This window comes from Paraburkholderia phytofirmans OLGA172 (genome assembly GCF_001634365.1).
Classification (GTDB): Bacteria; Pseudomonadota; Gammaproteobacteria; order Burkholderiales; family Burkholderiaceae; genus Paraburkholderia.
Window position 1 is genome coordinate 2,570,781 of sequence record NZ_CP014579.1, and the last position, 24,919, is coordinate 2,595,699.

20 protein-coding genes and 2 pseudogenes are annotated in these 24,919 nt (G+C 62.2%); 7 read left to right on the forward strand and 15 right to left on the reverse strand.

Annotation, left to right across the window (positions count from 1 at the left end):
• Positions 1–301 precede the first annotated feature (301 nt).
• Both mctP and AYM40_RS31485 read right to left on the reverse strand, forming a co-directional pair.
• Positions 302–1,783, reverse strand: coding sequence for a monocarboxylate uptake permease MctP (gene mctP / locus AYM40_RS31480; protein ID WP_063499909.1), 1,482 nt, complete (start codon positions 1,781–1,783; stop codon positions 302–304).
• Positions 1,780–1,977 carry a DUF3311 domain-containing protein gene (locus tag AYM40_RS31485; protein WP_063499910.1) on the reverse strand — a complete coding sequence of 66 codons (198 nt, stop codon included), beginning with the start codon at positions 1,975–1,977 and terminating at the stop codon, positions 1,780–1,782. Before AYM40_RS31485 ends, mctP begins: the two co-directional genes overlap by 4 nt.
• A gap of 250 nt (positions 1,978–2,227) precedes the next feature.
• On the opposite strand from AYM40_RS31485, the gene AYM40_RS31490 reads away from it, so the two are divergent.
• The 3 genes from AYM40_RS31490 to AYM40_RS31500 all read left to right on the forward strand — a co-directional run bounded on the left by AYM40_RS31490 (position 2,228) and on the right by AYM40_RS31500 (position 4,926).
• Positions 2,228–3,637, forward strand: a complete 1,410-nt coding sequence (locus AYM40_RS31490) for a cache domain-containing protein (RefSeq protein WP_063499911.1) — start codon at positions 2,228–2,230, stop codon at positions 3,635–3,637.
• 2 nt (positions 3,638–3,639) lie between these two features.
• Positions 3,640–4,287 carry a response regulator gene (locus AYM40_RS31495; protein WP_063499912.1) on the forward strand — a complete coding sequence of 216 codons (648 nt, stop codon included), beginning with the start codon at positions 3,640–3,642 and terminating at the stop codon, positions 4,285–4,287.
• A 96-nt stretch (positions 4,288–4,383) separates the two neighbouring features.
• Entirely contained in the window at positions 4,384–4,926 is a 543-nt protein-coding gene (locus AYM40_RS31500) for a hypothetical protein (RefSeq protein ID WP_063499913.1), read from the forward strand.
• 31 nt (positions 4,927–4,957) lie between these two features.
• Here the strand turns inward: AYM40_RS31500 and AYM40_RS31505 are convergent, their stop codons facing one another.
• From AYM40_RS31505 to AYM40_RS31555, 11 genes and pseudogenes are all read right to left on the reverse strand, one after another.
• Positions 4,958–6,148 carry an HlyD family efflux transporter periplasmic adaptor subunit gene (locus AYM40_RS31505; protein ID WP_063500833.1) on the reverse strand — a complete coding sequence of 397 codons (1,191 nt, stop codon included), beginning with the start codon at positions 6,146–6,148 and terminating at the stop codon, positions 4,958–4,960.
• 66 nt (positions 6,149–6,214) lie between these two features.
• Entirely contained in the window at positions 6,215–7,747 is a 1,533-nt protein-coding gene (locus AYM40_RS31510; RefSeq protein WP_236721009.1) for an efflux transporter outer membrane subunit, read from the reverse strand.
• Positions 7,748–7,902: 155 nt separating this feature from the next.
• Positions 7,903–8,799 (reverse strand): annotated as a pseudogene (locus tag AYM40_RS31515) (glycosyltransferase family 2 protein); the annotation flags it as partial.
• Between the two features lie 10 nt (positions 8,800–8,809).
• The gene (locus tag AYM40_RS31520) at positions 8,810–10,423 is read right to left on the reverse strand and encodes a DHA2 family efflux MFS transporter permease subunit (RefSeq protein ID WP_063499915.1); all 1,614 of its coding nucleotides are present in this window, start codon (positions 10,421–10,423) and stop codon (positions 8,810–8,812) included.
• A complete protein-coding gene (locus AYM40_RS31525; protein WP_082855416.1) occupies positions 10,420–11,760 on the reverse strand; it encodes a glycosyltransferase in 1,341 nt (446 codons plus the stop codon). The genes AYM40_RS31520 and AYM40_RS31525 overlap by 4 nt, the downstream gene beginning before the upstream one ends.
• Before the next feature lie 9 nt (positions 11,761–11,769).
• Positions 11,770–12,339 carry a methyltransferase family protein gene (locus AYM40_RS31530; RefSeq protein WP_063499916.1) on the reverse strand — a complete coding sequence of 190 codons (570 nt, stop codon included), beginning with the start codon at positions 12,337–12,339 and terminating at the stop codon, positions 11,770–11,772.
• Between the two features lie 137 nt (positions 12,340–12,476).
• Positions 12,477–13,316, reverse strand: a pseudogene (locus tag AYM40_RS31535) (alpha/beta fold hydrolase); the annotation flags it as partial.
• A gap of 485 nt (positions 13,317–13,801) precedes the next feature.
• The gene (locus tag AYM40_RS31540; RefSeq protein ID WP_063499917.1) at positions 13,802–14,287 is read right to left on the reverse strand and encodes a hypothetical protein; all 486 of its coding nucleotides are present in this window, start codon (positions 14,285–14,287) and stop codon (positions 13,802–13,804) included.
• A 22-nt stretch (positions 14,288–14,309) separates the two neighbouring features.
• Positions 14,310–15,119: an H-NS family nucleoid-associated regulatory protein gene (locus AYM40_RS31545; protein WP_063499918.1), complete on the reverse strand. Its 810-nt coding sequence runs from the start codon at positions 15,117–15,119 to the stop codon at positions 14,310–14,312.
• A gap of 180 nt (positions 15,120–15,299) precedes the next feature.
• The gene (locus tag AYM40_RS31550; RefSeq protein WP_063499919.1) at positions 15,300–15,638 is read right to left on the reverse strand and encodes a hypothetical protein; all 339 of its coding nucleotides are present in this window, start codon (positions 15,636–15,638) and stop codon (positions 15,300–15,302) included.
• A 719-nt stretch (positions 15,639–16,357) separates the two neighbouring features.
• Positions 16,358–16,705, reverse strand: a complete 348-nt coding sequence (locus AYM40_RS31555) for an FKBP-type peptidyl-prolyl cis-trans isomerase (protein ID WP_236721126.1) — start codon at positions 16,703–16,705, stop codon at positions 16,358–16,360.
• A 290-nt stretch (positions 16,706–16,995) separates the two neighbouring features.
• Between AYM40_RS31555 and AYM40_RS31560 the strand changes: the two genes are divergently transcribed.
• A complete protein-coding gene (locus AYM40_RS31560) occupies positions 16,996–18,285 on the forward strand; it encodes an NRAMP family divalent metal transporter (protein ID WP_063500834.1) in 1,290 nt (429 codons plus the stop codon).
• A gap of 760 nt (positions 18,286–19,045) precedes the next feature.
• Positions 19,046–20,437 carry a hypothetical protein gene (locus AYM40_RS43315; protein WP_158515365.1) on the forward strand — a complete coding sequence of 464 codons (1,392 nt, stop codon included), beginning with the start codon at positions 19,046–19,048 and terminating at the stop codon, positions 20,435–20,437.
• Positions 20,438–21,253: 816 nt separating this feature from the next.
• On the opposite strand, the gene AYM40_RS43920 is transcribed toward AYM40_RS43315, so the two are convergent.
• Positions 21,254–21,628: a hypothetical protein gene (locus tag AYM40_RS43920; protein WP_148662368.1), complete on the reverse strand. Its 375-nt coding sequence runs from the start codon at positions 21,626–21,628 to the stop codon at positions 21,254–21,256.
• A 396-nt stretch (positions 21,629–22,024) separates the two neighbouring features.
• Between AYM40_RS43920 and AYM40_RS31585 the strand changes: the two genes are divergently transcribed.
• Together AYM40_RS31585 and AYM40_RS31590 are read left to right on the forward strand one after the other, a co-directional pair.
• Entirely contained in the window at positions 22,025–23,413 is a 1,389-nt protein-coding gene (locus AYM40_RS31585; RefSeq protein WP_063499924.1) for an FAD-binding oxidoreductase, read from the forward strand.
• A gap of 206 nt (positions 23,414–23,619) precedes the next feature.
• Positions 23,620–24,210 (forward strand): YSC84-related protein, encoded by a 591-nt coding sequence (locus AYM40_RS31590; RefSeq protein WP_063499925.1) that lies wholly within the window; start codon positions 23,620–23,622, stop codon positions 24,208–24,210.
• 116 nt (positions 24,211–24,326) lie between these two features.
• Here the strand turns inward: AYM40_RS31590 and AYM40_RS31595 are convergent, their stop codons facing one another.
• The gene (locus AYM40_RS31595) at positions 24,327–24,869 is read right to left on the reverse strand and encodes a YbaK/EbsC family protein (protein ID WP_063500835.1); all 543 of its coding nucleotides are present in this window, start codon (positions 24,867–24,869) and stop codon (positions 24,327–24,329) included.
• Between the last annotated feature and the right edge of the window lie 50 nt (positions 24,870–24,919).

Here is a 24,919-nt window from a genome sequence, read left to right on the forward strand (position 1 = left end):
CGGCGCGCGCAGCGCCGCCGGAGGTATGACTGCCTTGTCACTCGCGCCGAATGTGCGAGAACACGGATTCCAGATGCTCCACTACCGCAACTGTGCGGGGGACCCGCTTAGCAGGGGGTTCGAGCCGCTTTCTTTTGCCTACTTTTCTTTGCGGCAGGCAAAGAAAAGTAGGTGCCCGCCCCGCACAGGGGCGACACTAATAGACCAATAAGAAATCAAGGAAAGGCCAAAGAGCCAGATCAAGGAAAGGCCAGCGCCGCAGGCATACAGACATACGGCGCCAGCCATCCAGACACCAACGTCAAACAGCAGCCACAACCCTCCGCGGTGACAAAACCGACACAACAAAACTAATCACAATATTAGCGGCCAACGCGATCAGTCCGATATACAGCGGATAGACAGCATCACCGATATGCAAAGCGAACACCGGCTTGAGCCCTTGCGAAATAGCCAGCCCGGTCCCTAACACGATCCCGACAAGCCACCCGAGAAACAGCCCCGTCGTATTCAGCCGTCGCGTGTACAAAGAAAACACAATAGCCGGGAAAATCTGCAAAATCCACACCCCACCCAGCAATTGCAAATCAATCGCATACTGCGTCGGCAGAAACACAATAAACAACAGCGCACCAAACTTCACAACCAGCGAAACGATCTTCGCGGTCGAAGCCTCAGCCTCAGGCGTAATATCCGGCGAAACGAGAGGCCGCCACAAATTCCGCGTGAACAGATTAGCCGCGCCAATCGACATGATCGCGGCGGGCACCAACGCGCTAATCGCGATTGCCGCGGCCGCAAAACCGACGAACCACGACGGGAACAGCGTGTTGAACAGCGCCGGCACCATATCGGACGCCGACTTCACATGCACGCCAGCCGCAATCGCCATATAGCCGAGCAACGCGATCAGCCCCAGCAACAACGTATACGCCGGCAGAAAAATCGCATTCTTGCGCACTGTGTTAGCCGACGAGGACGACAACACCGCCGTCATCGTATGCGGATACATGAACGCCGCCAGCGCCGAACCCAAAGCAAGCGATGCATACGCCGTGAACTGCGTCGGTTTCAGAATGATCCCGGTTGCGCCGCCCTTGGCCTTGAAATACGTATCGGCCGCATCGAACACATGCGCATAGCCGCCAAGCTTCACCGGAATCAGCCAGATCGCCGCGATCACGACGATATAGATCATGATGTCCTTGACGAACGCGATCATCGCCGGCGCCCGCAAGCCGCTTGCATAGGTGTACAACGCAAGAATCACGAAGGCGACGATCAGCGGCATTTCACCGGTCACGCCGAGCCCCTTGATCACCACCTGCATCCCCACGAGCTGCAGCGCGATATACGGCATTGTCGCGACGATACCCGTGATTGCGACCGCAGCAGGAAGCCACTTGCCGCCGTATTCACCCTGCACATAGTCCGCTGCCGTGATGTGGTTCTTCGCGTTGGCGATCTTCCATAGCTTCGGCATCACCGCGAACACGAACGGATAGACAATGATCGTATACGGCAGCGCAAAGAAACCATACGCGCCCACGGAATAAACCAGTGCGGGGACCGCGATCACGGTATAGGCGGTATAGAAGTCGCCACCCACGAGGAACCACGAAATCACCGTGCCGAACTGGCGGCCGCCCAGGCCCCACTCATGCAATTGCGTCAGGTCGCCCCGCTTCCAGCGCGCGGCAAAGAAACCGATCACGGTGACGAGAACAAAGAACGCGATAAAGACGGTCATTGCGACCGGGTTCACAGGATTGACATCGCTCATTTGACACCTCGGTACACAACGTAAATCAGTAGCGAGGTCAACGGAACCCACAAGAACTGATACCAGTAGAAGAACGGAAAACCGGCGAACGAGGGGCGCGTGTCGTTATAGAACGGCAACCACAGTAACGCGATGTACGGGATCAGCAAGATCAGCCATAGCCAAGAACGGCCGGAAGATGGGGAGGTCTCCATGAACTTCTCCTAAGTCTATTATTGAAACCGCGCGCTATGACTTGTAGCCGGACACGCGGAACACCGGTTACCTGATATTAGACGGCAAAACCGGAGTTTGCTTTTTGCAATGCGCGCCGCAACAACGCACGCCAGAAGGCGCGCTACGCCGCGGGGATGTAGTATTCGCCTTCGTAAGCCTCCTCACAAGCGCGCAACTACGTAAGCCGGCTACGTAATACTACGTAGCCCGTCGGCCGTCCTGTCTACGATGAAACTCAAAGCAAAGATTGTCCTGCTGGCGATCGTGCCCTTCCTGGCGGCCATCGCCAGTATTGAAACCGGCGTGCGCCGGGAAGCCACGGCGCTCGCCGCAACGCAGCACGCGACCACTCAGGCCGCATACATGGCCAGCAAGGAAATCGAACTCAAACACTACGTCGAGCTCGCGACCACGGCGATCGCCCCGCTCTACAACGCCGGCCGCGACAACGCGCGCGACGATACGATGCTGCGCACCCGTGCGCTCGACATCCTCCAGAAAATGGATTTCGGCAAGGACGGCTACTTCTTCGTCTACGACATGCACGGCCGTTCGCTGATGCATCCGCGCGAGCCGGACCTCGTCGGACGCGACCTCTGGGCGCTGCGCGATCCGCAAGGCGCGCCGACGATCCAGCAACTGCTCGCCGCGGCCTCGGGCGGCGGCGGTTATGTGCGCTACGTATGGCATCGCCCGTCGACAGGCAAGCTCGCATCGAAATTGGGCTATGTGGTGCCGCTCGAACGCTGGGGCTGGATGATCGGCACCGGCATCTATCTCGACGATGTCGACACCACACTCGCTCACATCGATCAGGGCGCGGCGGCCAACATCGATCGCACCATGCAGTGGATCGATGCCATCGCGCTCGCCGGGCTCGCCGTGATCGCCTTGTGTGCGCTGGTGCTCAACGTCACCGAATACCGCAGCGCCGATGCGAAGCTGAAGCGGCTCGCGCAGCAGGTGGTCGAATCGCAGGAAAACGAACGGGCGCGCCTGTCGCGTGAATTGCACGACGGCATCAGCCAGATGATGGTCTCCGTGAAGCTGCTGCTCGAATCGGCGTTGGCGCGCTTCGAACGCAGCGACGTGCGCGTGCCTGCAGCGGAAGCCGCGCTATCCACGAGCATTGCGCGCATCGGCGATACCTTGCGTGAAGTGCGCCGCATTTCTCACGCACTGCGTCCGTCGATGCTCGATGACCTCGGCGTAGCCGCCGCTTTGGAGCAGCTCACGCGCGAGTTGAGCGACGAGTCCGGCATTCAGATCGGATTTACGCAGATCGCCCACACGCATGCAGCGTCCTTACCGGAAGCCGTGAACACCGTGCTGTTCCGTATCGCTCAGGAAGCGCTGACGAATATCGTGCGACACGCGCATGCATCCAGCGCGGCGCTATCGCTGGAGGTGTCGAACGACGCCGTCACGCTGACAATCTCGGACAACGGGCGCGGTTTCGACGTGGCGCACGCACTCGTCAGTCCGCGCGCGGGTGTAGGCCTGCGCAATATGCGCGAACGGCTCGACGCACTGGGCGGCAAGCTGTCGCTCAGCTCGCAAGCCGGTCATACGATCGTGACCGCGCGCGTGCCAATGGTCGCGTCTGCGCTTCAATCGCCGGCCATGCAGGAAATCTGACTATGAACGACATGTCACTCGCCGTCGCACGTTTGATTCTGATCGACGACCACCCGCTTGTGCGCGACGGTTTGCGCGCCCGGCTCGAAGCCGTGCGCAACATCGAGATCGTCGGTGAAGCCGGCAATGCACAGGAAGCGCTTGCGCTCGCCGCCACCCACGAGCCTCATCTGGTGCTGATGGACGTCGGCATGAACGGGATGAACGGCATCGCGCTGGCCGGCCTGTTTCATGAGCGCTTCCCGGCGATTCGCGTGCTGATGCTGTCCATGCACGACAATCTCGAGTACGTGACCCAGGCAGTGCGCGCCGGGGCCAGCGGTTACGTGCTCAAGGACTCGCCCGCCACCGAAATCATTCAGGCGATCGGCGCGGTGCTGGAAGGCAAGACGTTTTTCAGCGCGGGACTGGGCGCGCGATTGATTCAGGCATCGGCGACGCAATCGCCCATCGAACGGCTCACGCCACGCGAGCGAGATATTCTCGATGCGCTCGCGGAAGGTCTCTCGAGCAAGCAGATCGCTCAACGCAACGACCTGTCGGTGCGCACAGTAGAGACGCACCGGCTGAATCTGAAACGCAAGCTCGATATCGAAGGTCAGGCCGAATTGATCAAGTTCGCCGTCGAATATCGTCGCAAGCGCCAGTGAGGGCCTGAGCCACCGCTGCATAATCTCCACTATGCAGTCGAGAATCAAACCGGTCGATCCGGCTACCCTACGCTCACAATCCCGGAGCCCAAGACGATGAAACGCCTGATCCAACCGCCACTGGCGAGTCTGCTGATCTGCATGGCCGCGACGCATGCCTATGCCGAGGCGCAGCGCATCAACCGCGGCCACGACCCGTTCTTTCAGATATCCAAAGCAATCAGCGACTGCCCGGTGCCCTTAGGCCCGCTCGAAACCGAGCAGGAATGGCTCGACGACAGCCATTACCGGATCGAGCGCGGCAATAGCTGCTGGGTGGAAGGCCGTTGCCGTCTGTCGAACGCGTACCTCTACGACGCGGAAATCGCCGACGCGGTCCAACGGCGTCTCGCCAACATCAACTACGCCACTCACTGGCGTGAACAGTCGACGCTGTGGCTCACACTGCAACGCCGCTTCATTTACGTGCAAGGCTGTGTCGCGCCGGGGTTCGACAAACAGACCTTCCTCGCGGAACTCGCGAAAACCGCGGACGCCGATCGTGTGATCGACGACACCACAAGCGACCCGCACGCAGCCTCACTACCCTATAAAACGCTCGCCGACCCGGACAAACCCGTGATCGATCCGGGCAACTAGCCAAAGTATGTCCGTGGCGCGAAGCGCCGATCTAATCAGCAGCACCGCCGCGATCACTGTTGTCCCGAATGATCTGCGCGATCAACGCATCGGCGTCACGCGAAACGTTATCGTGGACGCGGGTACTTTGGCTGGCCGCCGGCGTGTCGTTGCCAATCAACTGGCCGCTGCGCACATGCGTATCCACCGACACCTGCATCGACAGGCCGAGCCGCAATGGATGCGCAGCGAGTTCGACTGGGTCGAGCGAAATCACGATCGGCACGCGCTGCACGACCTTGATCCAGTTACCGGCCGCATTCTGCGAGGGCAGCATCGAAAATGCGCTGCCGGTGCCGGCCGAGAAACCCTCCACGTGCCCCTGATACACCACTTGCGAGCCGTACACATCCGACACGATGCGCACCGGCTGCCCCACGCGCATGCTGCGAATCTGGCCCTCCTTGAAGTTCGCCTCGACCCACAGGCGCTCGAGCGGAACGATCGACATGAGTGCGAGCCCCGGCCCGACCTGCTGGCCGATCTGCACCGAACGCTGCCCGACCGTGCCGTCGACGGGAGAAACGACGGTGGTGCGCTGCAGATTCCGATAAGCAAGCCGCACTTGCGCGGCGGCTTGCAGAACCGGCGGGCTGGCTTCGACCGGAAATTTTCCGCCGAGCGCGCGGGCGGCGTCGAGCTGGACTTGCGCCGAGGCGAGGTTCGCTTGCGCGACGGCCACCGCTTCGCGGGCGCGCGCCAATTCCTCCGGCGACACCACTTCCACCGACGCGTGATCGCGCGCCGCCAGCGCACGTTGCGCCAACGCGAGTTCGGCGCGGCGCGCGTCGATCGATTGCACGTAGAGCTTGCGCGAGATCGTCGCGTTCGCCACCTGCCGCACGGCGAGCGTCAGTTGCGCTTTGGCCTGCGCGAACGCGGCGGCCGCTTCGGCATCGTCGAGTTTGACGAGCGGCTGGCCCGCGCGCACCTGCCGCGTGTTGTCCACCAGAATATCGGTGACCGTGCCAGGTATCTGCGCGGCGATCTGCACGATGTTGCCGGCCACGTAGGCGTCGTCGGTCTCTTCGTAGAAGCGCGCGCTCAAACCCCAATACGTCAGCCACACCACGCCGGCGAGCGCCACCACGCCGAAGAAAACGGCAAAGCGGCGCCGGCGCACCGCCCGTTTCGAATCGTGCGCGTCGCTCGCTCTGCTTGCCGCGCCTGCCACGTTTGCCATGTTTGCCGGATTTGCCTGCCCCTGGGTCCAGCCGGCGGCATGCTGTGCCTGTTTATCGTTGTGCATTCAATCGAAGTGCGTATCCGTGATGCGTGCGTGAGAGGGAAAGGTCGGCTGATAGTGAGAGATCGGCGCGCCGGCCACCTTGCGTACGTCGAAACCACCGCCGAGCGCACCGACCAGCGCGACCTGCAGCATTCTGCGGCGGCCCTGCAAATCGATTTGCTGCGCACGTTCGTCGAGCAGGGACAGGTCCGCCAGCGTCACGTCCTTCTGCATGCCGATACCGCGACGATGCCGTTCCTCGGCGATCGCGACGATGCGTGAGGCCGCCTCCACCGCGCGAGTCTGCTCGCTAGCGAGCGTATCGACCGTACGCAACGAGGTCAGCTGGCGCGCGACCTCGCCGAGCGCCTCGTCGACGGTCTTGTTGTAAAGGCTTATCGCGGCGTCGACGTTGGCGTAATCGCCGCCGAGTTGCGCGCGCAACCGGGTCCGGTCGAAAACCGGCAAGGAGATCGCCGGTCCCACCGAACCGGTCAGCGCCGCGCGCGAGAAAAGCGCGGCGGGCGTCAAGGCTGTCAGCCCGGCAAAGGCCACCAGGTTCACGTCGGGATAGAACTGCGCCCGCGTAGCGTCGATGTTGGCAAGCGCGGCTTCGGCCCGCAACCGCGCTGCCACGATGTCGGGCCGGCGGCCCAGCAGGTCGACCGGCAGTTGTGCAGGCATCGGCGCATCGGCAGCCGCGGCCAGGTGCGGACGATGCAGCGACAAACCCCGCTCCGCGCCGCGCCCCGTGAGTACGCCGATCTGCAACTCGGTCAGTTTGATGCGTTCGTCATTGAGCGCCTGTTGCGAGGCGAGCCGGCTTCGCTTGAGTGCGGCGTCGGCCGAGTCGTACGCGTTATCGATGCCGCGCGCACCACGCTCGCGCAACACCGCATCGACGCTATCCCCGGCCTGTTGCTTTTGCAGCAGAATGTCCTGCGTCGCAAAGGCGCGGTCGAGCTCGCAGTAAAGCGTCACGAGCGCGACCGTTAGCGTGAGCCGCGCCTGCTCCGCATCGATGCGTGCCGCGTCCCGCGCGGACAGCAGGCTGCCAGTCAGCGCGGCATTCTTGCCCCACAAGTCGAGCTGGTAGCTCAAGCCCGCGAACAGCGCGGCCGGCGAAACCACCGGATCGTTGAACAACTGCACCGGAATCTGCTGGCCGCCGACGGATACGTTGGCCGCTTCGTCCGGCTGCGGCAAACGGGCCTTGCTCACTGCCGCCCCCGCCGTGCCGGTGAGGCCGGTGAGCGAAGCAAACTGTTCGAGTTGCGCCTGCGCGGCGCCCACCCTCGCCCTGGCGATCTGCAGATCGGGATTGTTCTGCAACGCTTCGGCGGACAATTCATCCAGTTGCGGATCGCGGTAACGCTTGACCCAATCGGGCGCGGGCCATGCGCCGTTCGCGCCTGGCCCGATGGTCTGTGCGAGCGCGTCGGCGGATGGCTTGAGCGGCTGGACGTTTGCGTGCAGGCCCGCATCGCTCACGCACCCTGTCAGCGCCGCTGCAATCAGCAGCAATGGCAGCAACAGCGGCAAAGCGCGTGGCATAGGGAATCGCATAGGCCGCCTCATGAGTGCCGGGTACGAGGCATCGCGCGCGCTCCTGCCACCGGCGTATTCATTTCGCCAAGCCTCGCCGAGTCGGCCGCATTTGCCGCATTTGCCGCCTTAGCGGTCTTAGCTACGTTGGCCGCGAGGCGCGGACGCGTCCGTTCGAGTGGCCCCATTCGTCCGAAGAACCCATCGAAAAGACCCAGCGCAATCGCCTTGAGCTTCGCCAGCTTGTCTTTTTCCAGCAGCACGATCTGCACGATTTGCCAGAGCGTCAGCACGTTCGGCACGATTGCGACCGGCAGGCGCATGCCATATTGCAGCGCCAGCTGCATCGCGTTTCGCGCGCTGTAATAGCGGCGGAAGCTGGGATGATTCATCGTCGTCAATTCCAGGGAACCCAGTTTGTGACGGCGCCGCGAGCCGATCCGATGCAGCAGTACGAGTGACGGCACCACGTACACCGGCACATTGCGCAGCAGTGCACGCAAACAGTACTCGGTATCGACGTGGTCGATAAAAAGCGCTTCGTCGAAGCGGCCGAGCTGGGCGAACGCCTCGCGCGAAACGACACAGCCGGACGAAATCAGAAAGGCGCAGCGCTGCAGCGCGGCGTCGGCCTGTATCGGCAGCCTCTGCACCGCCAGGCCGCTCGTCGCGAGCTCGGGCAGGAAGCGTTGATCGTTTTCATCGAAGATGCGCGGGCCGACCAAAAACGCCCGGCCGCTCATCGACGCGCACCGGTCGCGCATCACCGCGAAGTAGCTGGCTGGCGCCTCGGAATCCTGGTCGAACAGTGCGACCGCATCCACGCCTTCGTCAAACAGCGCACTCAATCCACAATTGAAGGCGCCGGCAATGCCGTTGCGATTTCCGTGATGCAGCACAGCGACGCCCGCCTCGCGCAGCATCATCGCGGCGCGCGCGTCCGGCAAGGGCGAATTGTCGACCACCAGCAAACGATCAGACGCCGAGCGCATCGCCACCGCGCGCGCGAGCTGCTCTTCACTCGGATGAAACAGAATGATCAATGCGCCCAGAATCGTCATGCGAAGCTCCTCAGTGACCTAAAGCCATCGCCGCGCCGCGCTTCGGACGCGTAAGCCACATCATCGCGGCGAGCACGAGGCAGGTGATGCTTGCCATGTAGAACATGTCGCCGGTCGCCATCATGTAAGCCTGTTGCTGCACGACGTGATGCAAGGTGGTGAGTTCGCGCGCGCCGTCGATACCCATGCCATGCAGACTCTGAACGAAGCGCTGCGTGTTGCCGGACGATTTCGTCACCGACTGCGCGACGACGTCGTAGTGATACAGCGCGCGGTTATCCCATAGCGTGACGCTCATGGCCGTGCCGAACGCCGCCGATAGCGTGCGCAAAAAGTTCGACAGGCTGGAGGCCGCGGCGAGCTTGTCGTCGGACACGCGCGAAAGCGTCGCCGCGGTCAACGGAATGAAGAAGCACGGCAAGCCGATGCCCTGGATCAGACCCGGCGTGATGATCTGCGTAAAGGTCATGGTCAGCGTGAAATGCGCGTCCCACCACAACACGGCCGCAAACAGGAGAAAGCCGAACGTCGCGAGCACGCGCGCGTCGAAACGCGCCGCATACACGCCGACCAGAATCGAGAACACCAGCGCGAGCACCCCGAGCGGTGCGGTGGCGAGCCCGGCCTGGTACGCCGTGTAGCCCATCACGGCCTGCAGCCAGAGCGGAAAGATCACGCCGACCACCGAAAAGCTCATCATGCCAAGCGAAATGATCAGCATACAAAACGAAAACGTGCGGTCGCGGAACAGGCTCAGATCGATCACCGGATGCCGTTCACCCGCCTCCCAGATCAACAGCGACACGATCGCCAAACCGGCGACAATCGCCAGCGTGAGGATCAAAGGTGAATCGAACCAGCCACGATCGTGACCGAGATCCAACACCGTTTGCAGCGAGCCGACGCCGATGACCAGCAAGAGAATGCCCGGCAGATCGATCGGCGCAGCCTTGCCAGCGGATGCGTCGGGGCGCAGCAGCGTCATGCACACCGCGAACGAGAAGATGCCGATCGGCAGATTGATCAGAAAGATCCACGGCCACGAGAAACTGTCGATGATCCAGCCGCCGACCACCGGGCCGAAGATCGGCGCGAGCAGCACCGTCATCGCCCACAGAGCGAGTGCCACAACGCGCTTATCCGGCGGAAAGGTACGCAGCAGGATAGTTTGCGAAAGCGGCACCATCGGTCCGGAAAAGAGCCCCTGCAATGCCCGGCATACCACCAGAAGGTGGAAGTCGCCGGCCACGCCGCATAGCAGCGACGTCAACGTGAAGAGGATCACCGCTCCGAGGAACAGCCGCGTTTCGCCGAGCCGGCGCGAGAGCCAGCCCGTCAAGGGCACGGCGATGGCTGCGGCCACGGAGTACGAGCTGATCACCCATGTGCCCTGACTGTTGGACACGCCGAGGCCGCCGGAAATAGCCGGTACCGCGACGTTGGTTACCGTCGAATCCAGGACTTCGATGAAGGTGGCCAGCGACAGCGCGAACGTCAGCAAGGCGAGCTGCGCACCGCGCATGCCGGGTACGCTGCGCCCGGCGGCAGAATCCGGGCCGGGGCCGGGGCCATGCGCCGCGCCGGCCGGCGCGGCGCGCTTCGGCAACGGCGTGGCGGCGCTCATACGCTGTGTCCGCTGGCTGCCAATGCCAGCAAAGACGCGCGGCCGACGGTTTGCGCGCACACCCTGGTCCGCATGAAATCTTCGACATAGCGTGCGGCTGCCTCGCAACCATCCGGCGACGCCCCGAGCCGGTCCTGCACGCGTCCGCACTGCGTCGCGATTGCTGGGCTGCCGAGCACTTGCTTCAATGCGCGCGCGAGAGCCTGCGGCTGCAGCGCCCTATCGAGCCGAACACCACAACCGCTCGCGACGACCCGCTGCGCATTGTCGAACTGGTCGTGTGCGAATGGCGTCAGGACTTGCGGAATCCCGGCGGCATACGCAAGTGCTGCCGTGCCGATGCCGCCGTGATGCACCAGCGCCCGGCAGCGCGGCAACAGCGTCTGCAGCGGCACATAACGCCGCCTGAGCAGCACGCCTCGCGAGGCTGCATGCATATCCGCCCGAGCGGCGGCCGCTTCGGCTCGAGGCGCATCCGGCGTCAAAAGAATGCCGCGCAGCCCGCCTTCCATCAGCGCCGCGCTCACTGCGCTCGCATAGCGATCCTGATCGATCAAGGTCGAGCCCGCTGTGAAAATCACGGGCCGCTCGCCCGCAGCGAGAAAAGCGTCGAGTTGCGGATCGGGCGCAGGCGCAGCCGTGTCGTTGAACAGCGGAAAGCCGCTGAGGCAGCGCGGCGCCGGCCAATCCGGCTGAGCTTGCGCGAACCATTCCGGAAAGAGACACAGCACGCCGTCGGTCGAATGCAGCCACTCGCCGAAAATGCGCCGCGCCGGTGCGAGCCCCAATTCCGCGCGTACCGCGTTCAATGTGGGGCCACAGACCTTGTCGAGCGCCTGCCGCTCGATCAGCCGCAGCAGCGCGGTTTTTACAGCCAGCGGCAAGCCGCGCGGAATCGTCAGCCGCGGGTGTGTCGGCGGCGCATGCGCGGAGAGCAGGGTCGACGGCGACACCTGCACCGACACGAACGGCACGCGATACAGTTCCTGCATCAGCCGCGCGGAAAAGGCCCACAACGTGCCGACCAGCACGGTGTCGCTATCGGTCAACGCAGCCAGTGTGTCGAAATGCGGCCGCAGCGTCGGTGCAATCACCGCCCACAGCGTGCGGAACGACGTGCGCGGATGCCATAGCGCCGGGTTCGCCATGGCCGCCTCATATTCGGCGGCGGTGCCGATCGGCACGAATGCGAAACCCTGGCGCGCGACAGCCTCAGCGAACGGCGGATGCGTGCAGAAGACGATCTGGTGGCCGCGCGCAGCCAACGCCGCGCCGATACCGAGCAAAGGATGCACGTCGCCCGCCGAGCCGATCGCGGTGATGATGACTTTCGTCATTCAGGCAGCTCAGAAGAGACCGGGAATCAGCGCGGCGACGTCGCGACGATACTGCGCATACGCACGGCCAAAGTGACCGGTCAGCCAGCTCTCCTCGACCCGCACCTTGTACGCCAGCGACGCGAAAATCAGCAATAGCCCAGCCACGCCACGCCATTGCGCGCCGATCAGCACCGCCCCCAGAAGCGCCAGCAGGCAGCCGGTATAGATCGGATGACGAACCAGTCCATAGGGCCCGCTGCGCACCAGCTCATGCCCTTCCTTCAGCGTGACCGACACGCTCCAGTTGGTGCCGAGATGCAGCCGCGCCCACACGGAAAACGCAAGGCCGGCCAGCAGCACCGCGAAGCCGGCCAGTTGCAGCGGCCCGACCGCATGTGGATCAGCAGACAACGCCGCTGTGTTGAAGTCCGGCAGCACGATCAGCGCGCCACCGCCAATCAATGGAATCGACTGCAACGTGCGCGATCGTGACGCCTCCTTGCGCGCGGTCTCCTTGACGCGGTTCGACGTCGCGACCCAATACAGCAGCCACAGCGCCCACGGTACGACAATGGCAATGCTCTGAGCGATATTCACGGTAGTTCGACCTGTTGGAACGAGTGATCGGCGGTGGCCTGCAACACGACGTTCGCGACGTTTGCAATGGCGGCTTGCTGCACCGGCATGATGGGCGAGCGGGCGGTAAATGCGTCGAAGCAGTCGAGCTCACGGCCTGCCGCCGGCACCCGAGCGGCACCGAAGTAATCGAAAATCGCCGTCCTGACCTGGCGCAGCGCGGGCCGTCCTTCGAGATCGAGGAAATGCCCGGCCTGCTCGATCGTGAGAAACTCGGCGCGCTTCAGATGCGCGCTGAGCGAGCGGGCGTCCTCAGGCGTGGTGTAGTCGTCGAGCTCGCCGTTGAGAAATTTCAATCCGCAATCGATGTTGCGGAACTCGTGCAGATAGTCCTCGGGGCGGATGGCCAGAATCTGGTCGACGTGAAACGCCACCTGGTCCTGCTCATCGCGCGGCAGTGTAGAGAGGTAGCGGTAGTTATAGAGCTTCATGATGCGCGGCAGATGCCGGCCAACAGTATCGTTGAGCAGTTGCGCGGCCTTCAGATTTTCGCCGGCGGCGATGTGGTCGCGTGCCGCGGTTACATACGCGGTCATCGCCGCGTTGAGCCGCGGCGAGAACGAAGCAATCACCGCGCGCCTCACACTAGTGCGCGCCCGCGAGAGCGCCAGCAGCGACGCCACCCCGCCCCACGACACCGACAACAGGAAGCTCGGCTCGAATAAGCCTATTAGATGCAGCAGAATGTCGACTTCATCGTCTTTTGTCAGAACGAAGTCGCAAACGTTATGCGCTTTCGATTGACCCGCATAAGGTAAATCGAAACAAATTGGGTTATAGCGTTCGCCGAGGTATTTGATTGTCTGTCCGAACGACGCCGTGGTGGCCAGCGCGCCGTTGATCAGAATGACACTCTCGAAGGCCGGATCGAATACGTGACGTTCAACGTAGACTTTCAGGCCCGCCGGTAGCGGAACAAGGAGTTTTTCGATGGGCATGGCGTATTCGCATGCACTTGCGCCAGGCAAATGCGTACCGATACCGCGCCCGCACTCGCGGACGCCTTGCGGCCGGACTACCGGGGATCAGGCCCATGTGACTTGCCTTGACGCCGGCAAATCCGATCCGCGACGACCGCTGCTGCACCGAAAACAGGTTCACTCAACGTGATCCCTGCCGGCTCTCTTTGACGCGCGCCTGAACTCAGGTTCGCTTCAATCGAGCGTTCGATGCCTCGTAATGTTTTTATATGTAATTTGGAAAGCGTTGCTTCAATCTCTGCCGCACGCCATTCGTTGACACCAGTCTGCTCTTGCTGCGTGAAGACTTGATGTCAATACGCGATGACGGAAAGCTTTTTAACATATTTCAAAAATAAAAGCTGAAAATGTCACTGAGGATATGTTCGAAATTGGCAGGGAAAATGTTATTGAAAGGAAATGGCATTGAGTTCCGCAGCCATTGCGCCACGCTACTCAAGACACTACCGGACCAGCGAGAATGCTTCCCGGCAGGCGATCTCGCCGGCGCCGTACACGCCGACCACCGTATAGTCCGACGCCACGCATTCGAACGTCGAGCCCTGAAACGTGATGACAAAATGGCGCTGCGCAGGACCGGGCGAAGTGACGGCCGAAATCTCGGCGGCCAGCGACGAGTTCATCACTTCGTGAACCGAGTACCCGGTGAGCCCAAGCGAAGCGAGCGGATGGATCTCGAGATCGATATCGCCGGGCGGCCCCAGTCGATGAAACACGGCGTCGGGAAATAGCACCGTGCAAAACGGATCGTCATCGGAATCGAATGGTCCGAACTGTTCAAAGTCGGATTCAGCAATTGGATAGGCCAAAATCACCCGGCGGTCGCTGGTGACAATGAATGGTTCGGCGGCGTCGGCTGCCGGATGAGGAACGGAGTCCAGCAGGACGACATGGTCTTCCTGCTGGGGTGACTCGAGCGTGCTAATCATCTACTTCGCGACTCCATTGCGCTCACGCGCCGGCTTGCACCGTCGAGGTTTGCGGCGCTGCGGCAGCGCTCGTCGCGCCGGCATTGCCTTTGCTCACCGTCTTGCGACCCGGCACTTTCTTTGCCGCCGCGGTTTTCTTCACGGCAGCCTTCTTTGCGGTGGCTTTTTTCACAGCCGGCTTGGCGGCGCTTTTCTTTGCCGCGGCTTTTTTAGTTGCCGCAGTGCCCTTCCTGGCGGCCGTTTTGGACGCCACCGCCTTTTTCGCCGTTACTACTTTGCCGGCGGCGACATTGCTGGCCGCCGCGCTATCGATCAGAAACCTGGTTCGGTCTTTGACCGTTGCGAGCCATGCCGGCGCCGGACCGCGCCCGCTCCAGGTGGCGCCGGTTTTCGGATCGAGGTACTTGGGCGGTTGCGCGCCTTTAGGCTGACCTTTACTTCCGGCTTTGGCGCGAGTGACTGCCGCATTTGCCGCGGGCTTCAATTCGCTAGCGCCTTCAATCAGGAATTGAGTCCGGTCTTTCACGGCGGCAATCCAGGCGGGTGCACGCCCGTGGCCCGTCCAGGTCGCGCCCGTTTTGTTATTGCGGTACTTCGGAATCGACTTGCCTGCGCCGGCGGCTTTTGCCTTGGCACCTGCAGCATGCCCATTCAAGGCGTGCGCGGCGCGTTTCGCCTGTGCCTTTGCTTCGATATCTGCGGTAGTCAGGCCATGCTTGAGCATCAATTCGCGAATCTGGTTGACCGCGACTTGTGCTTTCCTGGCAATAAGCGTGTCAGCTTGCGCCTGGAGCTTCTTAAGCTTTGCCTGGATTTGCTCTAACGTGGGCATTTGATTGCTCCTTATGTGGTAATCGATCGAACTATGCCACGAATAGCGCCAGAAAGGCAGATCTACGCGGCTATAAAGGCAACCGGTTTTACACTGGAACGCATCCAGTGGAGTACGAACCTTTCGAGTCCACTACCCGATAGTCCCATTCTTTAGTCTTTTCGATTGCTGCCCAACCACTTAAGTCGGCGTAAAAACGACAACCTGGCGGTCGGCTATATATCTCACACTGCGCATGAATCGGTACTGTTGATCGTCGGCGGTTATCCGGTTGAGTCCCAACTGCGTCAATGCCAGCATCTCGTCGGCCTGAAAGGCGGCCACTACGCCGTGATCCGTCAAATCCTCCAGAGCGCCGGACGGATTGCCGACATAAACACTGCGCACCTGCGTGCCGATCCGCATCAGAACCACGCTCTCCCCTTCGTCGAGCGCCAATTCGAGATAGCCGGCAAGCGTTCGTAATGAATCCGGCGTGCTAGTCTGGACCTGATAGATCGCAGCATTCGATGGCGTCATTTCTGTTTCCCCGTCACCCACGTCAAGAGAAGCCGGCCGCAGTGCATTACGGCAATAACCGCTTCTACTATAGGCAAGCATTCGGAGATTCAAAGGGCGGCAGTCCATTTTTTTGCTGGTAATCCCGTGTTACCAATCTTGCAGCGGTGGTTGGCGCGGTGGGCGGCTGCCTGGTGGGAAAACAGATCGCGAAGAAGCAAGCGGAAGAACGGGCCGTGCAACATCAGCAAGTGAGGGCGGAATAGCGTGCACTGTTCACGCAATCCGCAGTCCGCACGCCGGCAGAATCTCCTGTGTCGTCACAAAACGGCGCTCCTTGACGGCGTCGCGGAAGCGCCGGCAATCACTTTTCTCAAAGACTTCGCTCCACCGGGGGCGGTCCCCGTGGCCCATGCGATGTGGGTTGCGCTGCCGATTAGCGCTGCGACAATCGGACGCTGAATTATCCGGTTTGTTTTTTCTTCTGTAGTCGGCGTCGGCATGATCGTCGTTTCCACTATTGTGTATGTGTCGATGCTATGCGCGCCGGCCGAGTAAGATCAGAACTTCTTTTCTTTTAGAAAAACCACGCGATCGAATAGACGTCAGCGCCGATCGCCGCGCGAGCACCTCGAGCTTCGTCACGGATAGATTTCAGCGGGCAAATGCATTGCCCTGAAAAAGAAAAACCCCACTTCGATCTCGGAGCAGGGTTCAGTCTCAGCGCGTTTGGCGCCGTATTACTTGACGATTCCAACGAGTTCGACTTCAAACGTCAGATCGCTATTCGGCGGAATCGCGCCGACGCCGCGCTCGCCATAGGCAGTGGCCGCCGGGCAGGTCAGCTTGGCCTTGCCGCCGACTTTCATTTTTTGCACACCTTGCGTCCAGCACGGAATCACGCGATTGAGCGGGAAGGTTGCCGGGCCGCCATGCTTCGCCGAGCTATCGAACTCGGTGCCGTCAGCGAGCGTGCCGCGGTAGTTGACCTTCACGACATCGTCAGCGGCCGGCTGGGCACCCGTGCCTTGCGTAAGATGCTCAACGATTACGCCAGAAGGCAATTTTTCAGTAGTGGAAGCGGCCATCGCCGTGGAAGAAAGAACAGCCGCGGCGACCAAAGCAACGATAGATTTCAAGGCAAGTCTCCAGGTGGGTGGTGCGCGTCATTGTAGCGGATGACATGTCCTATGCCGTCGCCCAGCGCTGCAAACAATCCCGGACGCGGGGGCAATTGCGCCGCAAGGCCGGGGGTGCAGGTGCAGGCATAGAGAATGCTACTTCTCGATGAGCGACGCGTACCGTTGCCACCAGACGCGCACACGCGCTTCTATATGAGCGGCAGCTCAACACCGGTTCCCTTTGCAGGCGGATGACGATGACCACTGAAAACCTGGAACCGGAACTTGTCGTTGAAGACATCGACGAACGCTCCTGGATGAAGCGGCTAGGCCCTGGCCTGATCACCGGCGCCGCGGACGACGACCCGAGCGGTATCGCCACCTATTCGCAGGCCGGCGCGCAATTCGGCTTTGGACTGCTATGGACGTTGCTGATTACTTACCCGCTGATGGTGTCGATACAGCTGGTCAGTGCGCGCATGGGGCGGGTGACGGGTAGCGGACTCGCAACCAATCTGCGCCGCCACTACCCCGCTCCGCTCCTGTATCTCGCGGTACTGGTTCTGCTGGTGGCCAACACCATCAATATCGCGGCCGATCTCGCGGCAATGGGCGCCGCCGCCAAACTGGTGATCGGCGGCCCGGTCCAACTCTACGTCGCGTTGTTCGGCACAGCATCGCTGCTAATGCAGGTATTCATTCCATACGAACGCTACGCGAACATTCTGAAATGGCTGACGCTCGCGTTGTTCGCCTATGTCGCCATCATCTTCGTGATTCCGATCGATTGGAAAGCCGTCGGCCTGAGCATCGTGAAACCGCCAGTCCAATTGTCGAGTGACTATTTGACCACCGTGGTCGCAGTGCTCGGGACGACGATCAGCCCCTATCTCTTCTTCTGGCAAGCGTCGCAGGAAGTCGAGGAGATCCGCTCGAAACCGGCTGAGCAACCGCTATTGCGCGCGCCGCTACAGGCGTCCGCACAACTGAAGCGAATCAATACGGACACGTGGGTCGGGATGGCCGTGTCGAACGGCGTGGCATTTTTCATCATGCTCACCGCCGCCGCCACGCTGCACGCGCACCACATTGAAGTAAAAACCACCGCCGATGCCGCCAGCGCGCTCAAGCCGATTGCCGGCAACATGGCGTTTGCGCTGTTCAGTCTCGGCATCATCGGCACGGGCCTGCTAGCGTTGCCGGTGCTGGCGGGTTCGGCCGCTTACGCGGCTGCGGGCACGATGAAATGGCGCAACAGCCTGGCGTTGCAGGTGAATCTGGCGAAGCGGTTCTATGGCGTGATCGCCGTAGCGATTCTCGGCGGCATTGCGCTCACGTTCATGCGGCTCGACCCAATCAAAGCACTGTATTGGAGTGCGGTGATCAACGGCGTCGCGGCCGTGCCAATCATGGCGCTGGTCATGGTGATGGCGGCGAGCCCCAAGGTCATGGGCCAGTTCGTGGTAACCGGCTGGTTGCGCTGGCTCGGCTGGATTGCGACCGCGGCAATGGGGCTCGCTGCGCTCGGCATGTTCTGGCCGACCTGATTGCGCCCGACGAAAATCGTCGATCGAATGGCAGGGCGAATCGCTGTGCCGCTAACTGACGCCGGATGGCTGGCGACATCGGCCATCTCTATCGAGGTCGAAGGCGTTTGCGGCGGCACTTCTCGGGTCACCGGTACTGCGGCTTGCGCCGCCGCACGCGCAATAGCATGTATAACTAAATATATTGAGGAATTGAGTAGTGAGACAGGAAGACATCTTCAACATCAGCATAGCTTTCGCAGCGAGTCTTCAGACGTCGAGACGTGTGAATCCATGCAATCGAGCGCTCGACTGGCCAACGCGTTTTGCCGAGGCGGTTGTCATTGCACAAGCCGATTCTTGCGAGTACCTGTGTGATGCCGCGCGCTCAAACGTTGTCGAGCCGACTCCGATCCCGCGGATCGCGTCGAGCGAATGCTTGCCGAACTTGAGAAGGTAGGTGACTGAAGCGGTGCGACAAGGGGCTCGGGGTAGCGGTTGGCTTTCCTGCTCGGGAAGATGTGCAGGGTGTAGGGGTTCATCGCACCGGCGGAGTTGCCTTTGGGTTGAAGGCGAATCCGTCGATGGGATTTTTTACTTTCTGAAATATCCCGCATTGGTTTCTCTGTTTCTTTCTGTTTCTCTTTTGCGCGGGATTGGCGGGCGTGAGGGTGAGCGGATGGTGGGCTATCCGCTCACGTGATCCCGGCCGGGACGTCAGCGCGGGAAGCCGTTTGCCGGCTGCCGGCTGCCCGCGCGCTGAGGAGCGCCCGCTGCGTCAGTGGCCGCGGCCACCGCCGTAACCACCGCCATTGCCGCCGCTGCCGAAGCCGCCGCCGTGGCCCTGGCCGCTGCTGCCTTTGCCGCCGTCGCCGTGACCACCATGACCGCCGTCGCCGTGGCCGCCATCGCCTCGACCACCATCGCCATGGCCACCGTCGCCATGACCGCCGTCGCCACGACCACCATCGCCATGGCCGCCGGCACCGTGGCCACCGTCGCCATGACCACCATCACCATGACCGCCATCGCCATGGCCGCCATCACCATGGCCGCCGTCACCATGGCCGCCATTGCCATGACCGCCATCACCATGACCGCCGTCGCCACGGCCACCATCGCCATGGCCGCCGGCACCGTGGCCACCGTCGCCATGACCGCCGTCGCCATGGCCGCCGGCACCGTGGCCACCGTCACCATGACCGCCATCACCATGACCGCCGTCGCCACGACCACCATCGCCATGGCCGCCGGCACCGTGGCCACCGTCGCCATGACCGCCATCGCCATGACCGCCATCACCATGACCGCCATCGCCGTGGCCGCCATCGCCATGACCGCCGTCTCCATGACCTCCATCGCCATGGCCGCCGTCACCACGACCACCATCGCCATGGCCGCCGTCACCACGACCGCCATCGCCATGACCGCCATCACCATGACCGCCATCGCCGTGGCCGCCATCGCCGTGACCGCCGTCTCCATGACCTCCATCGCCATGGCCGCCGTCACCACGACCACCATCGCCATGGCCGCCGTCACCACGACCGCCATCGCCATGACCGCCATCGCCGTGGCCGCCGGCACCATGACCGCCATCGCCATGGCCGCCGTCACCATGACCGCCATCGCCATGGCCGCCGTCACCACGACCACCGTCGCCATGACCGCCGTCACCATGACCGCCATCGCCGTGGCCGCCATCGCCATGACCGCCGTCGCCATGGCCGCCGTCACCACGACCACCATCGCCATGACCGCCATCACCATAACCGCCGTCGCCATGACCGCCGTCGCCATGACCGCCATCGCCATGACCGCCATCGCCATGACCGCCATCACCATGACCGCCATCACCATGACCGCCGTCGCCATGACCGCCATCGCCGTGGCCGCCGTCACCATGACCGCCGTCGCCATGACCGCCATCGCCATGACCACTATCGCCATGGCCACCGTCGCCATGACCGCCATCGCCATGACCACCATCGCCATGACCACCATCGCCATGGCCACCATCTCCGCCGTGGTGTCCGCCGTTACCACCGCCGTCGCCATTGCCGTCCGTCCCACCGCTTCCCGTCCCGCCACTACCAGTCCCGCCACTTCCCTCCCCGCCACTGCCTGCCCCGCCCTTCCCCCCACTGTCACTCCCCGCGCCCCCTGCACCTAGTCCAGCCGCGCTCGACCCAGTCGCCGAACTTCCGCTGCCGTTGCTGCTCTGTGAGCCCGAATTCGAACCCGAATTCGAACCCGAATTCGAACCCGAATTCGAACCCGAACCCGACGTCGACCCCGGACCCGCGGCCGCTGACACGCCACCGCCGCCGGCCGCCCGCGATCCACCGTCCTCCTTCTTGCAGGCAGGCGCACCGGATAGTGCACAACCGATCGGCGATGCTTGCGCAACCATCAGCTTCGTCGAATCTGCCGACGGCGCCTCAGGTACCGCCGGACTCGTTTGAGCGCCCGCCATCGCCGCATAAAGACTCACAGCAACCGCCAATACTGCTTTGCCTGTCCCCAACGCCCGCGCGTCCCCGCTCTGCTTCTTCATTTCATTCTCCTAAACATATATCTCGAAATACGGATCCAGATAAGGAGTGAATCTCTGTTCGCTGTTAAAAAATGAAACTTCAAAGCCCGGTCGACATTGCCGCGCGCCGCACGAACATAGCGTGACGCTCGACTTCTCTCCCACGAATAATCCCGATCCGAATTGAAGTGATCCGGGACGAACGACTCGCTGCGCGCGAACAAAGCCTTGAAAAGAGCACAGCAGGACCCGATTGACGTTGAAGTTATGCGGAGCGCCCTCCAGTGACCGTGCGCTAGCCCACGCAATGCGATATTGATGGCCTTTTGCCGATTAATTTCGTTGCGCGTCTGTCAAAGAACGTCAATTTCCGCGCTTCTGAAACGCCGGCAACTTCTGCCTTTAGATACGCAGTCCAAACTATTACAGCCATTTAACGAGTGGATCTCTTCATCAGATGAATAGAACAGCCGCAAACTGACCTATCACCCGCAGGATGCGCAGCATCCGAGGAGAGAAGTAGACCGTGACGCGAATAAACGTTTCATATAAGCGTTTGTCCGGACACAAAAGAGAATTTGCAAAAATGGAAGTGAGGGCAATCACACAGACAATGCAAATCACTGGCCAAAATCTGATCGTGGACGGCGTCTTCACGACGACCAGGTCGAAACCCACGCCGTCCGTCGCCGACCGGACATATCGCTCAACCGGCTGCGCACGGTAATCGATCGGCGTAGCACCGAGCGCCTCGACCACGCCGCGTTCGCGTTCGCGTTCGCTAACTGTCGCAAAGACTTTCGCGCCGGGCGCGAGCGCCAACTCCACTGAGACGTATCCGACACCGCCCGCCCCGCCATGGACGAGCACCGTTTGCCCTGCCCGCAAATGCGCGCAAACGAAAATGCCAGCTTTCGGGCACAAAAGTGTCGCCGCGCAGCCACCACCGCGGCGCGCAACCAACACTTCTTCTCGCGGCCTTTTCTCGAAGCATTTCCACCATATGTTGCGGCGGCAACAGCCATGACCCGCGCCGCGACGCCGGACACTTGCCGCACGCGCTTTCGCGCGGCCTCGATCGCAGACACGGGTTTACCTTTGTTTGACTTACGGAAGCAGAGCCGTTTACTGGACGCAAATTGAACCTGTCCAGACGCTTTCAATTTACTTTGTTCAGTTCAACGGTGTTGCGAGAGCGTCTCCCACTATGTCTGGAGGTGTGTCATGGTTAGCGTGTCCAGCAGCGCCGCTGAAGAACTCAAGGCCGCGATCCGAGGCGAATTGTTGCTGCCCGGCGACGCGGGTTTCGACGAGGCCCGCAGCATCTGGAATGCAATGATCGACCGGCATCCGGCGATGATCCTGCGCTGCGCCGGCGTGGCCGACGTGCGCCGCGGCGTAGCATTCGCGCGCGACAACGGTCTGCCGCTGGCGGTGCACAGCGGCGGCCATAACATCGCCGGCACCGCGCTGTGCGACGAAGGTCTCGTGATCGACCTGTCGCCGATGAAATCGGTCTATATCGATTCGGCAGCGCGGCGCGCGCATGTCGAGCCTGGCGCTACGCTCGGCGATTTCGACCACGAAGCGCAAGCGTTCGGGCTCGCCACGCCGCTTGGCATCAACTCGACCACCGGCGTAGCAGGTCTGACGCTGGGTGGCGGGTTCGGCTGGCTGAGCCGCAGATATGGCATGACCGTCGACAATCTGATTTCAGCGGACGTGGTCACCGCCGACGGCGAGTTGCTGCACGCAAGCGCCGACTCGCATGAAGATCTGTTCTGGGCGATTCGCGGCGGCGGCGGCAATTTTGGCGTGGTGACGCGCTTCGAGTTCGCGCTGCATCCCGTAGGGCCACTCGTATACGGCGGCCTCGTCGTGCTGCCGCTGGATCAGGCGAAGCATGCCCTGCACCAGTACCGCACGGCTGCGGAACAGATGCCGGACGAGTTGAGCGTATGGGCCGTTTTGCGGCTCGCGCCACCGCTGCCGTTCCTGCCGCCCGAGGCGCACGGCAAGCCGGTCATCGTATTCGCGATGTGCTACACGGGCCCCGTCGAAAACGGACCGTCCGTGGTGGAGGCCGTGCGCGGCTTCGGCACGCCGCTCGGCGAACATCTTGGGCCGATGCCGTACGCCATGTGGCAACAGGCGTTCGATCCCCTGCTTACACCGGGCGCTCGTAACTACTGGAAGTCGCACAACCTCGACGGCATACCGGACGGCCTCATCGATGCGCTGCTCGATGCGATCAACAGGCTGCCGTCGCCTCAATGCGAAATTTTCTTCGGGCAGATCGGCGCACAGACGACCCGGGTGCCGGTCGAAGCCACAGCCTATTCGAGCCGCGACACGCAGTATGCGATGAACGTGCACGGCCGTTGGGACGACGCGAGCGACGACGAGCGCTGCATAGCCTGGGCTCGCGCTTTCTTCGACGCGGCCGCACCGTTCGCGCTAGGCAGCGTGTACGTCAACTTCATGACACAGGAGGAAGGCGGCCGGGTGGCTGACGCGTATGGGCCGAACTACGAGCGCCTCGTCGCCGCGAAGAACCGCTACGACCCGCAAAACCTGTTCCGCCACAATCAGAATATCCGCCCGGCGGCGTAGGGATCGACGGGGATGCGGCGTTGAACGCCGTGAATCCCCGCGCGAACGTCAGCGCATGACGGCTGTCTGATGCACAACCCGCGGCGTCAGGCACGCCAAATGCTGGTTAGCAGGCGTGCGGGCTGGCGGCATACGGACTTACCGGCGCCGCGGCACGCAACGTCGAACAAAAAACGCAACCTTCATCATGCACAAGGAGAACCATCATGCGCAGACGACAATTCATCATGACCACGAGCGCCGCTTTGGCTACGGCGGGTCTTGGCCTCGCCGGCTGCACGACCACGTCGCCATCCTCGAGCACGTCGTCTTCGGCGAACGCCGGCAAGCGCGACACGATCAACGCCGGCGTCGATTCCACCCTGTCACGGCTCTACGCGAACGTCACAGGGTCGCATGAACTGGTCGACAAAGCGCGCGGCGTGCTCGTGTTCCCGTCGGTGATTTCGGCGGGCTTCTGGGTCGGCGGGCAATACGGCGAAGGCGCGTTGCGCGTGGCCGGCCGCACGACGGGCTACTACAGCACCGTTGCGGGTTCGTTCGGTTTGCAGATCGGCGCGCAGTCCAAAGCGCTCATCTTCCTGTTCATGACGCAAGACGCGTTCGACACATTCCTCAGCAGCCAGGGGTGGGCAGCAGGCGCCGATGCAACGGTCGCCGTGCTGAAGGTCGGCGCGAACGGCGCGGTGGATACCTCGACCGCCACCAGCCCGGTGGAAGCTTTTGTGCTGACGAATGGCGGCCTGATGGCCGGTATATCGCTCGAAGGCACCAAGGTCTCACGACTGATCATCTGAGCAAACGCGCATGCGAGGCACAGTCACGCAGTCACGCAACCGGCTGCGTGACACCGCTTGCGGCGTCACGCGCACCATGCGCGCCGAAACATCGAATATGAGCGCAACTGGCTCGATCACTGCCCTTCCGGCAGCGCAAGCGAGGCAACTTCACAGCGCGGCCACTGCTGCAGCACCTCGGGCGCCAACAGTAGCTTGGCCGCTCGCACCCCTGCCCCCATCACGATCTGAGTACGCTCCATGACTGCGGCGTCGACGAGAATACGCCAGTCTTCCGGCAAGCCGAAGGCAGTAATTCCGCCGAACTCCATCCCGCTATGCTCCACGGCGGCCTCCCGTTTGGCGAACGAAAGGCGCTGCGCGCCCAGCGCAGCTTTTACCGCACCATTGATGTCCAGACGCAGCGAACCCAGCGAGACCAGCGCCGCGTAATGCTCGGCGCCCGCCTTCTTGTAGCGGATCACGATCGTGTTGGCGCAGTCCTCGAGGCCGAAGCCGTAGCGCGCACTGAATTCGGCGGTGTCCGAAGCGTCGTCGCTAACGGCAAATACGGTCACGCCCTGGGCCGGCAGATTCTCGACGACATGCGCCGGCAAATGCGCGCTCAGTTGTTCCGCGGGAATGACATCCAGTTGCTTGACGAGTTCGTGCGAGTGCATGGTGATAAGAGTGTGAAGGTCCAGCGGCATTCTAACGGCACCCGTGCCTG

What these genes read in the sequence shown, in the direction of transcription:
- mctP (WP_063499909.1), bottom strand. Translation starts at nt 1,783, where the DNA reads ATGAGCGATGTCAATCCTGTGAACCCGGTCGCAATGACCGTCTTTATC.
- AYM40_RS31485 (WP_063499910.1), bottom strand. Translation starts at nt 1,977, where the DNA reads ATGGAGACCTCCCCATCTTCCGGCCGTTCTTGGCTATGGCTGATCTTG.
- AYM40_RS31490 (WP_063499911.1), top strand. Translation starts at nt 2,228, where the DNA reads ATGAAACTCAAAGCAAAGATTGTCCTGCTGGCGATCGTGCCCTTCCTG.
- AYM40_RS31495 (WP_063499912.1), top strand. Translation starts at nt 3,640, where the DNA reads ATGAACGACATGTCACTCGCCGTCGCACGTTTGATTCTGATCGACGAC.
- AYM40_RS31500 (WP_063499913.1), top strand. Translation starts at nt 4,384, where the DNA reads ATGAAACGCCTGATCCAACCGCCACTGGCGAGTCTGCTGATCTGCATG.
- AYM40_RS31505 (WP_063500833.1), bottom strand. Translation starts at nt 6,148, where the DNA reads ATGGCAAACGTGGCAGGCGCGGCAAGCAGAGCGAGCGACGCGCACGAT.
- AYM40_RS31510 (WP_236721009.1), bottom strand. Translation starts at nt 7,747, where the DNA reads ATGCCACGCGCTTTGCCGCTGTTGCTGCCATTGCTGCTGATTGCAGCG.
- AYM40_RS31520 (WP_063499915.1), bottom strand. Translation starts at nt 10,423, where the DNA reads ATGAGCGCCGCCACGCCGTTGCCGAAGCGCGCCGCGCCGGCCGGCGCG.
- AYM40_RS31525 (WP_082855416.1), bottom strand. Translation starts at nt 11,760, where the DNA reads ATGACGAAAGTCATCATCACCGCGATCGGCTCGGCGGGCGACGTGCAT.
- AYM40_RS31540 (WP_063499917.1), bottom strand. Translation starts at nt 14,287, where the DNA reads ATGATTAGCACGCTCGAGTCACCCCAGCAGGAAGACCATGTCGTCCTG.
- AYM40_RS31545 (WP_063499918.1), bottom strand. Translation starts at nt 15,119, where the DNA reads ATGCCCACGTTAGAGCAAATCCAGGCAAAGCTTAAGAAGCTCCAGGCG.
- AYM40_RS31550 (WP_063499919.1), bottom strand. Translation starts at nt 15,638, where the DNA reads ATGACGCCATCGAATGCTGCGATCTATCAGGTCCAGACTAGCACGCCG.
- AYM40_RS31555 (WP_236721126.1), bottom strand. Translation starts at nt 16,705, where the DNA reads ATGGCCGCTTCCACTACTGAAAAATTGCCTTCTGGCGTAATCGTTGAG.
- AYM40_RS31560 (WP_063500834.1), top strand. Translation starts at nt 16,996, where the DNA reads ATGACCACTGAAAACCTGGAACCGGAACTTGTCGTTGAAGACATCGAC.
- AYM40_RS31585 (WP_063499924.1), top strand. Translation starts at nt 22,025, where the DNA reads ATGGTTAGCGTGTCCAGCAGCGCCGCTGAAGAACTCAAGGCCGCGATC.
- AYM40_RS31590 (WP_063499925.1), top strand. Translation starts at nt 23,620, where the DNA reads ATGCGCAGACGACAATTCATCATGACCACGAGCGCCGCTTTGGCTACG.
- AYM40_RS31595 (WP_063500835.1), bottom strand. Translation starts at nt 24,869, where the DNA reads ATGCACTCGCACGAACTCGTCAAGCAACTGGATGTCATTCCCGCGGAA.